This is a genomic window from Oleiphilus sp. HI0086, from assembly GCF_001635225.1.
On the sequence record NZ_LWFZ01000869.1, the window covers coordinates 1 to 9567 of the forward strand.

Below are 9567 nucleotides of genomic sequence, written 5' to 3' on the forward strand. Positions count from 1 at the left end.
CGACGTCGATTGATATGGGCGCGCCATTAATCTTGAGTTTCATTCTGCCTCCTAGCTAGAAAGCTTTGTCTGGCCAAAGCTATAGATAGTTTTTATAGAAATAGTTGAACTTAGTAATGCTAATTATTTTTTATACTTCTTAGGGCAAGAAGTATTTTAAATGCGATCAAAACACGGCCAGCGCCGAACGTAAGATCTTATTATTTTTTTAACGTCTAGATGCTAACACCCAAGTAACTTAGAGTCACTTACACTTTATTAAGATTTGTTGACTCAACGTAGTCCGTGACGCTCTCTATTATTTTGTTTAGCAGTGTCACCCTTGCGAAGCATTACGTAGACTGCACCAGTGCCGCCATGCTGCGGTTGAGCAGAATGAAAGGCTATTACCTGGTCTAGTTGAGGAAGCCAAATCGCTAAATGGCTCTTTAACAAGGCAAGTTTGTCAGGATTTCGATCTCCCTTCCCATGTAAAATAATAACTGCTCTAAGCTCGTACCTGGAGCACTCATCAATAAAGCGGAATACTTCGCGCCTTGCTTGTTCAACGGTCATTCGATGTAAGTCCAAACGTGCATCTAATTCATAGCGCCCCATCCTTAGTTTTTTATACACACCGTGCTGGACACCATCGCGCTTATAATCAAGTATGTCATTTGATTTCAGCATAGGCACTTCGGTGGAGGCTAGAGGATCTACGGTAAGTTTATCGGCAACGGCAAGTTTGCGCCTAACACGCTTTCCTGGTGTTTCTTCCTCTACTTTGTTTGAAGAAATTTTGCTACTTTCAAAACGAGTAACTCCCTGCATTTCTTCTGCAAATAACTCATCATCACTCATTGCCGTACTCACTCATAACCAATTCTGACCCAAAAATACTATTATAAAACCTAGGATTCGCCAAGTGCAGTTTGCACACTTTCCAAGTTCTTATTCGTATTAAATACTTCCTTCAATGTTTCCCATGGTGGCACCGGCTTACAACTTGAGAAAATAAAATCTGTAAAGGCCATAACCTTCGAAGGTGGCTCTCTACGGCTAGGATAAACCAGGTAAAAGGTTCTTTCCTGAAATGGTGCATCTTCAAGTAGCGTAACCAAACGCCCCGCCCTGACATCTTCACTAATAATAATCTGAGGTAAAGCGCCAACACCAACCCCCTCTATAACCATTCGACGCAGCACTTCCATGTCATTAGCCACTAGGCGAGACTTTGGTTCAAACTCGTATATACCGTTATTCGTTTGAAAAGCCCAAGCGGATGCTGGGTGAGAGACACAGGTATGATCTTCGATAGCCTGAATCGTTTTAGGGATGCCGTTTTTAGCAATATACTCAGGAGAAGCACACAGTGACAATCGCGCGGTTCCGAGATTTCGTGCTACCAGACTAGAATCAGATAATGGGCCAATTCGAAAAGCCACATCGATTTCCTGCTCTAGTAAGTCAACCAGTTTGTCATCGGAGAAGATCTCGACATTAACTTTTGGATACTGCTCCATAAATCGTTTAATCGTGCTGATGAAGAAAGGTGTACCAAAAGACAGCGGCGTACTAATCCTGAGCGTACCGCTTGGCTCAGCTTGCATATTATTAACAACACGATCAGCTTCTTCAGCTTGCTCAAGCATTTTGACGCAATGCTCATGATACAACTTACCGGTTTCTGTCGGCTTTAAGTTGCGTGTTGTACGATTAATAAGTCGCACACCTATACGCTTTTCGAGCTGACTCACTTTTCGGCTTACGGTAGATTTAGGTAGCTTAAGTTTGTCCGCTGCTTTGGTGAAGCTTCCCGATCCGACAACCACTGCAAATATCGCCATTTCATTTAAGTCTTGCATCAATTCGTACCCTTCTCTTACTCTCGCATTTAGAGTTAGCCGCATACATTCCATATACGGAACATTATTTCTAAATTTAGCCTATTAACACCAAAATAGGAACAGCACTACAATAAAAGCATCAAAATTTAGCGTTTGATTGCATTAAATTAGAACAACGGGGCAATAACATACTATTGTTAGCAGCCACAAAAATAAGACTTTTTACTACAAGGTTCATTGTTATGGTCGATAGACTTGCCGCGCAGATTATTAAGTTCAGATGGTTAATCATCATTGCCTCCTTAGCTATTGTATTTTTTATAGCAAGCGGAGCTAGCAATATTGGGTTCAGCTCAAACTATCGAGTATTCTTTTCAGAAGATAATGAACAATTGGTAGCATTTGAAACACTCCAAAACACCTATTCAAAATCAGACAATATATTTGTTGTTCTAGCGCCGAAAGATGGCGAGGTATTTACCGTTCCAACCTTGAATGCAGTTAAAGATCTAACTGATAGAGCTTGGCAATTGCCTTATTCAACACGCGTCGATTCAATCACAAACTTCCAATATACAAAAGCCGAAGAAGATGACTTGCTCGTTAACGACCTGGTTGAATTTCCAGATGAAGCCGATTTGGACGAGATTAAACGGATTGCGCTTAGCGAGCCGCTGCTAGAAAGTCGCCTTATTTCCAAGCAAGCGCATGTTACTGCGGTCAATACCACAGTTCAACTTCCTCAATTGACCGAACAGGAGATTCCCGAACTAGTAGCGCAAGCACGTGTGATGATTGCCCAGTTTGAAGAAGACTACCCCCACCTGGATGTTTATATCACAGGTAGCGTGATGCTAGGCAATGCCTTTTCTGAATCAGCCCAGGACGACCTTGCAAACCTGTTTCCGGTCATGTTTGTGATAATAATCTTCACCTTATTATTGCTTTTACGTTCGTTCACCGGTACCGCCGTAACCTTGGTTGTCATAATAATGTCTATCGCCAGCGCAATGGGAATGTTCGGTTGGCTAGGATGGACGCTTACCGGTCCAAGCACCTCAGCGCCCACGGTAATCATGACAATGGCCGTTGCCGATTGCGTTCATATTCTAGTGACCTTTCTATTTAACATGCGGCACGGAATGCTTAAAGCCGAAGCAATGCAAGAAGCCATACGTATCAATTTCCAGCCGGTTTTCATCACCAGCATCACAACAGTTGTTGGCTTTATGACACTTAACTTTAGTGAAGTTCCACCCTTCAGAGATTTAGGTAATACTGTAGCTATGGGCGTCGTTGCAGCATTCTTTCTATCAGTATTTTTACTTCCAGCACTGGTTATGGTGCTACCGGTAAAAGAGAAGAAGCAAGCAGATAAAGCACACAAAGGCCTTGATGCAATCGCTAATTTCGTCATTAACAAACGCAGACAAATTTTGATCGGTACCGGCTTGGTAACAATCGCCATTTTCTCTGCTATACCATTAAATATGATAAATGACGACTTTGTCGGTTACTTCAAGCAAAGTGTAGAATTTAGAAAAGACACCGACTTTACCGCTGAAAACCTTTCTGGCATTTATACAATTGAATACTCACTAGTTGCCGGAGAATCCGGTGAGATAAGCAACCCGAAATTCTTACAACAGGTCGAGGCATTCAGCCAATGGCTTGAAGCTCGAGAAGAAGTTGTTCATGTCGATACGATTACCGAGATATTCAAGCGCCTGAATAAAAATATGCATGCCGATGATGAGTCATACTTCCGGCTACCGGAGTCACAAGATTTAGCGGCACAATATTTACTGTTATATGAAATGTCGCTCCCCTATGGGCTGGATCTCAACAACCAGTTAAACGTAGATAAATCATCTATCAAACTAACTGTTGTACTAAACAATATACCAAGCTACAAAACCTTAGCGCTTGAAAAGGATATTGCTGAATGGCTTGAGACAAATACCGATATTACTGAGTTCTATGCTGCGAGCCCGAATATCATGTTCTCTCATATCGGTGAGCGAAACGTTATGAGTATGGTTTCGGGGGTAAGTTATGCATTGATACTAATTTGTATCATCATGGTGATCGTACTCAGGTCAGTCAAACTGGGCTTGGTTAGCCTAATCCCTAACCTTATACCTATTGGTGCTGCATTTGGTTTGTGGGGTATCTTCAACGGTAATGTTGGCATATCCGTAGGTACCGCAACAGGTATGGTCCTGGGTATCGTCGTTGATGATACCGTCCACTTTTTAAGCAAGTATCGAAGGGCTAGGCGTGAGAAAGGCTATACTAGCGAGCAAGCGGTGCAATATGCTTTCGCAACCGTTGGTACTGCACTTTGGGTGACAACCTTCGTTTTAGTCGCAGGGTTTATGGTGCTTGCATTGTCCAACTTCAACATGAACGCCCACATGGGTATCTTCACTGCAACAACGATTACGCTAGCACTGATATTCGACTTTATAGCGCTACCCGCAATTCTACTCAAGCTGGAAGAGAAGACTGCGGGTAAGCAAGGCACAGAAAACATCCTTACTTCTACTCCAAACTAAAACCCAACAAAAAAGCCCCTACAAAGGATAATTTGTAGGGGCTTTCTTATTCATCAAGTAGCTATTCTGGTTTAGCGTTTGCAGCACACTCGCCACGAGAACGATCCAGACGGCAACGAATTTTCCAGAGTAACTTAAGTGCCGTAGGATGATTGACCTTGTCTGCCTTTAGTGCCATGCGTACACGTTTACTGAAATGATCAATATCATCCTTAGTAAACTGACTAATCTCGATCCAGTAGTTTTGAGGTATTTCATTCTCAGCATCCTTAACCATTCGTTCCATATCATCCATTCGTGTCAGGATATAATTACGCATTTTGTGGCCAAAGCTAACGCACTCACGCTTTCTGGCTTTTCGGTTCCTGGAACATACCTCAGGGAATTGATCACGCTTAGCGATTGTTTGCAGCATGCCATAATAAAGTCGGTAATCAATTATCCCGCCCTTGTCACCTAATCCGTTGTATAGCTCAAATGTGTTATAGGCCAAAGCTGGCATCAACAAAATATCGACATTACCATTATTGAATTGCCCTGCAAAAGTGGTCAGAGAAACATTGAAGGGAGAAGCACCCGCCAAGTCGGCAAACTTTTTAGCCTGGGGGTCTCCATTAAGAATTGCCAGTTTTTTACCAGCAAAGTCATCGATACTTTCTATCGATCGGTCATTTACAAAGGCAAACATTGACCCTACCGGAAAAGTTGCAACCACTTCGTAATTACCCTGGGTCATCAACTTACCGGCACGAGGACGAGCCAACGTACCCAAGGCGAGTTCAAGGCCTTTCTGGGAGGTAATCGCGCCAATAGCATCCATTGTGCCGCCAAATTTAACGAATTGGCGTGAAAGTATTGCGCTCAAAAGTACGGCTTCACAGCGCCCTGCTTTAAACTCACTTGCGGCGACCTTTTCGTCAGTATATGCAACAAACCTGATACTCAAGCCCCATGATTGAGCTTTTGGTATTAAGTCAGAATAAAAAGACATAACCGGGCCATTACGCCCAACCGGATCCCAAATACAAAATGTTTTTTTCTCTAGAGAGTATGCAGACGTGCTTGCTAATATTAATACCAGCGCTATTAAGACGTTGTAGACCTTCATTCCGAAAAGAATTCCTTGTTTAGGTTCTTGTTAACTCAAGGTTTGCAAGATTATATCTTCGTTTTTATGGTACAAGTGTCCAGCAAAGTAGCCGTATTTATCATGTAATTGTTATAAGATAGCGATTCACGGTAACTGGCCAGTTATAATAGCTGGCAGTTTTATATCTACTTATTTCCCACACTATAACGAAGTGTTTGTTAGTTCAATACTTATTACAGATTAATATGACAGATTCTCATCAAGCCAAACTAGTTACCATTCTAGGCCCTACGGCAAGTGGTAAAACCTCATTAGCTGTAGAGCTTTGCCGTCAGTTTTCAGGTGAGATAATCTCTGCCGACTCTCGCCAGGTATACCGGGGCATGGACATTGGTACAGGCAAAGATCTCGATGAATACGAAGAAGTCCCCCATCACCTAATCGACATTGTGGAGCCGCAAGAGGAATTCAACCTTTTCGCCTACGCCCAACATTTCTCCACAGCTTTCACCAATATCGTCAAACGCGAACAACTGCCGTTTTTAGTGGGCGGAACAGGGATGTATCTAGATGCCATATTAAACCGTTATGAATTAACGATAGCGAAGTCTGACGAAAAAGCACGTCAGGAAATGGAAAATAAATCAGAACGCGAATTAATCGAGCTATTGCTAAGTTTTGACAAAAATTTACACAACACAACCGACTTGTTAAGCCGAGACCGCATCATTAAAGCAATCGAAATAGCAGTAGCCGACAGCAAAGATCTAAAGCCACTGGAGCTTCCCACTTTTACACCCCTTACGATAGGCATTCGCTTAGAGCGCGAAGAAATAAAGGCTAGAATCACAGCGAGGCTTAAGGCACGGCTTGAAGAAGGCATGATAGAGGAAGTAGAAACACTCAGACAACAAGGCCTTCCCTGGGAAAAGTTACACTTCTTCGGCCTTGAATATCGCTTTGTCGCACAATACTTGCAAGGTGAGCTGAGTTACAACGATATGTACCAAAAACTCAATTCAGCCATTCACGCTTTTGCAAAACAACAAAGTAAGTGGTTTAGGAATATAGAAAAGAAGGGGCAGGAAATTCATTGGATCGATAAAGGAGAGGATCTTTTCGACAAAGCCGCAGAGCACCTCGCGAAGCATCTTTAGCGAGCTTTGCTTGGCGAACTACGCTAATGCGTGCAGCTTCTTAAAGGTCACTAGCCTCAACTCGTTTAAGTCTTTTTCAAGTACTGCCAGCGTCAAACCGTGCTTAACCATGCTTTTTAACAAGCTTTTGTCTGCATATTCCAGTATATCCAATACACGCAAGGGGTGTTGCTCAGCCAAGCAGGCAATTACATCTTGCGCCTGTTTTTTCGGCAGCCGAGCTAGCAATTCGGCTGCATAGCGCTCATTCATAAAGACCGCTGTTTCACAGACATACTCAACAGACAAACCTTTTGCTATTTGAACAGCACTCTTAATGGGGAGCTTAGATGTAATTCTTGCCGCAATGGGTGGGTCGATATATTTGTTTGTAATCGCAAGCACGAGAAAGTTGGGGATATATCTAAGCGTTTGAGAGATAGACTCGAAAAAACGATCAAATCCTTTTCTTTCACGTTCGAGCACCGACTCAACCAAATCAAACACAGCTTCAAATTGTTCATCACTCATGCCAGAAATTATTTCTGGCAAGTCACTTTCACTCTGCCGTTCAAGTTGCTCTAATTGCTCCTCACGTTTTGCTACGCGTTCCATTCTAGCAACCTTATTGATCGATGAATGCTAATGGAACGAAAGCAACAAGAATGAGTGTTGTACCCATAACCATAAGCGGAAGAAGTAAACGCTCGTGGCGATAATAAAAGGAATCGCCCTCTTTTAAAGCGAGACTGACTTCCTCATCACCCACAACCTGACGGGTAAGTAGGTGATTTAACGAAACCGGCGGACTCAAATAACCAAGTTCGAAAGCCATCAAGCAGGTCATCCAGAAGTGAATCGGATTGATTCCGGCAGCATAAGCAACCGGAGCAATCGTACCTGTAACCAGGATAAGCGCACCAAAGGGGTCCATTACCATGCCGATCATCACCAAAAACAGAACGAGAAACGCCATCGTGCCGTAGGTAGAGCCGAAGAATTCGGGTATCTCTAGTACGCCGCCGCCCCGTTCTATAATGCCGCCAACTGTAAACGAGCAAGCCATTAACATCAGTAAGGCGCCAATTTGTATGGATGAGTTATCTACAGAACTGGAAAAGGCTGAAGATATCGTCGGACTCGCCTTAGCACTTTCATTTCGCTGATGGAAATCCCTACTAAATTTACGTTCAAACACTAAAACTGCCATAACGATAATTGGCAGCATGACAGGTGCCGTAAATTCGTCAAGTTGAGCATCTAGCAATATGTCGTAAAGAAAGAGCGCAGCGACCAGAATCCCAACATAAGGAAGAAGTGGCATCAAATTTCTAAGAGAAGGTAACAATGCTTCACTTGCCGGTACAATTTTCATAGGGTCCTTTCGTGTAATCATTGCAAATACCGCAAACACGAGCATACTCAGAAGAAAAACCCTGAAGCCCCAATGAAACAGCTCGTCTGTCACAACTTCTTTATTAAGTATTGCAATACCAACTACAAGCAAACAAGGCCTTAGCACAACACCTGAACCCGTCATTGCTGTCACGGCAAGCGACAACTGACGACGAGTCCCTACTCGCCTCATCTCTTGATAAACAACCGCGCCCATCGCAATAATGATAATGCCCGAAGCACCGGTATAAGCAGTCGGGAATGCCATCAATGCGATAGCAACAAATGCAAGCAATTCAGGCGGCAGGTGCCAAGGTTTAAACACCTCAAACAATTTTGCACCAAGAAGCGTTTCTTTAAGCAGCATACCAACCAGAATATAAAGACCAATTGCTAAATGAAGATTAGTTAGCTGAAAGATTTGAGTAAAATAGATAGCAATACCTGGATAGTGCGACTCAACAATAAAAAACTGAAAGATCGCTGCTAACAGCATAATACTATGAATAGGTATCGCTATAAAGGCAAGCCAGGGTTTACCTCCAGGCTCAAGATCTGGCGATGGATTGAGTAACTGATATAGATTCAGACCGCATAAGCTAAAACACCCGAGCATAAGGATAATCATTAACTCAGGGTTGGTAACCTCAGTCCCCGATGCGTAAGAGCCTTGGTAAAACGCGACGGTAGACAACCCAAGACAGGCATTGGCAAACAACTGCCCTACATTCGAAACGTAGTGATCCATTCGACTATGAATCGACCTAAACGCAATATGATTACGCTTCCATGTTGTGATAAACGCAGACAGTGCCAGCAGCAATATCAAAGTAAGTTTTTGATTCTCAATAGCAAGCAAACTAACTTGAGCAAAGGTGTGCTCAAGATCTTTAAAAGTACGAACCCAAACATTCATTTGAGCTCGATAGGTCTGGGCATCAGCATGCTGCTTCTGGCATAGCCTGATTTGGCTAGCTAAGGAATTACGAGCTGAATCACGATCAAACTCAGTCGCAAATAAATCGAAGTCTTCATTTTCTGCAAGGTGCTCTTGTTCTAATTCATCCAACCTGGCTTCGATATCAAACTGATATTCACAGTCTGCAGTGGGCTCATCACCCCGAAGAATAAAGTAGTCCTCCCAAAAATAGCTGCCAAGCTTAAGCATCTGTGCATGCATATTCTCACTAGTGCCCGAAATAATCGTTACGAACAAAAGACATAGAATTGAGTAGGAAAGGATTTTTTGCATCAGGACTTTGATGCTAAATTCGGATTTCTTGTTGGTTAGTTGAGTATCGTAATCAGGCTGCATAGTGTTATTAAAATTATTATGAAGATAATATTAAAAATTAAGATGTAAGTCGGGCCATAGTATACGAAATAGCATGTGAATACAGCGAAATGATCCTAACCTGAGCCACAATCAAGCATAAAAAAAGGAAGATCATTGACCTTCCTTTTTTAGAACGACTAACTAGTTGTACCTAGAACCTAAGCTCTAAGAGCGCTATTCTGATACCAGAGTTCGCTTATTTATAATAAGCATTATCCGTAACGGA

The 9567-nt window shown here is 42.7% G+C and carries 7 protein-coding genes; 2 read left to right on the forward strand and 5 right to left on the reverse strand.

Annotated elements, in window-relative coordinates; genetic code table 11:
- Positions 1 to 273: 273 nt before the first annotated feature.
- Together smrA and A3756_RS15645 are read right to left on the reverse strand one after the other, a co-directional pair.
- Positions 274 to 840: a DNA endonuclease SmrA gene (gene smrA / locus A3756_RS15640; RefSeq protein WP_068507499.1), complete on the reverse strand. Its 567-nt coding sequence runs from the start codon at positions 838 to 840 to the stop codon at positions 274 to 276.
- A gap of 50 nt (positions 841 to 890) precedes the next feature.
- Positions 891 to 1844 (reverse strand): LysR family transcriptional regulator, encoded by a 954-nt coding sequence (locus A3756_RS15645; protein WP_068507501.1) that lies wholly within the window; start codon positions 1842 to 1844, stop codon positions 891 to 893.
- Positions 1845 to 2068: 224 nt separating this feature from the next.
- On the opposite strand from A3756_RS15645, the gene A3756_RS15650 reads away from it, so the two are divergent.
- Positions 2069 to 4384: an RND family transporter gene (locus tag A3756_RS15650; RefSeq protein WP_068553857.1), complete on the forward strand. Its 2316-nt coding sequence runs from the start codon at positions 2069 to 2071 to the stop codon at positions 4382 to 4384.
- A gap of 61 nt (positions 4385 to 4445) precedes the next feature.
- Here A3756_RS15650 and A3756_RS15655 read toward each other — a convergent pair whose 3' ends face one another.
- Positions 4446 to 5492, reverse strand: a complete 1047-nt coding sequence (locus A3756_RS15655) for a putative solute-binding protein (RefSeq protein WP_068553859.1) — start codon at positions 5490 to 5492, stop codon at positions 4446 to 4448.
- A 227-nt stretch (positions 5493 to 5719) separates the two neighbouring features.
- Between A3756_RS15655 and miaA the strand changes: the two genes are divergently transcribed.
- Positions 5720 to 6631 (forward strand): tRNA (adenosine(37)-N6)-dimethylallyltransferase MiaA, encoded by a 912-nt coding sequence (miaA, locus tag A3756_RS15660; protein ID WP_068507507.1) that lies wholly within the window; start codon positions 5720 to 5722, stop codon positions 6629 to 6631.
- A gap of 18 nt (positions 6632 to 6649) precedes the next feature.
- Here the strand turns inward: miaA and A3756_RS15665 are convergent, their stop codons facing one another.
- The gene (locus A3756_RS15665; RefSeq protein WP_068507510.1) at positions 6650 to 7225 is read right to left on the reverse strand and encodes a hypothetical protein; all 576 of its coding nucleotides are present in this window, start codon (positions 7223 to 7225) and stop codon (positions 6650 to 6652) included.
- A gap of 10 nt (positions 7226 to 7235) precedes the next feature.
- Complete coding sequence (locus A3756_RS15670; RefSeq protein WP_197475941.1) at positions 7236 to 9185, reverse strand: TRAP transporter large permease subunit; 1950 nt, start codon at positions 9183 to 9185, stop codon at positions 7236 to 7238.
- Positions 9186 to 9567 lie beyond the last annotated feature (382 nt).

Coding starts and splice junctions, on each gene's coding strand:
- smrA (WP_068507499.1), bottom strand. CDS start 840: ATGAGTGATGATGAGTTATTTGCAGAAGAAATGCAGGGAGTTACTCGT.
- A3756_RS15645 (WP_068507501.1), bottom strand. CDS start 1,844: ATGCAAGACTTAAATGAAATGGCGATATTTGCAGTGGTTGTCGGATCG.
- A3756_RS15650 (WP_068553857.1), top strand. CDS start 2,069: ATGGTCGATAGACTTGCCGCGCAGATTATTAAGTTCAGATGGTTAATC.
- A3756_RS15655 (WP_068553859.1), bottom strand. CDS start 5,492: ATGAAGGTCTACAACGTCTTAATAGCGCTGGTATTAATATTAGCAAGC.
- miaA (WP_068507507.1), top strand. CDS start 5,720: ATGACAGATTCTCATCAAGCCAAACTAGTTACCATTCTAGGCCCTACG.
- A3756_RS15665 (WP_068507510.1), bottom strand. CDS start 7,225: ATGGAACGCGTAGCAAAACGTGAGGAGCAATTAGAGCAACTTGAACGG.
- A3756_RS15670 (WP_197475941.1), bottom strand. CDS start 9,185: ATGCATGCACAGATGCTTAAGCTTGGCAGCTATTTTTGGGAGGACTAC.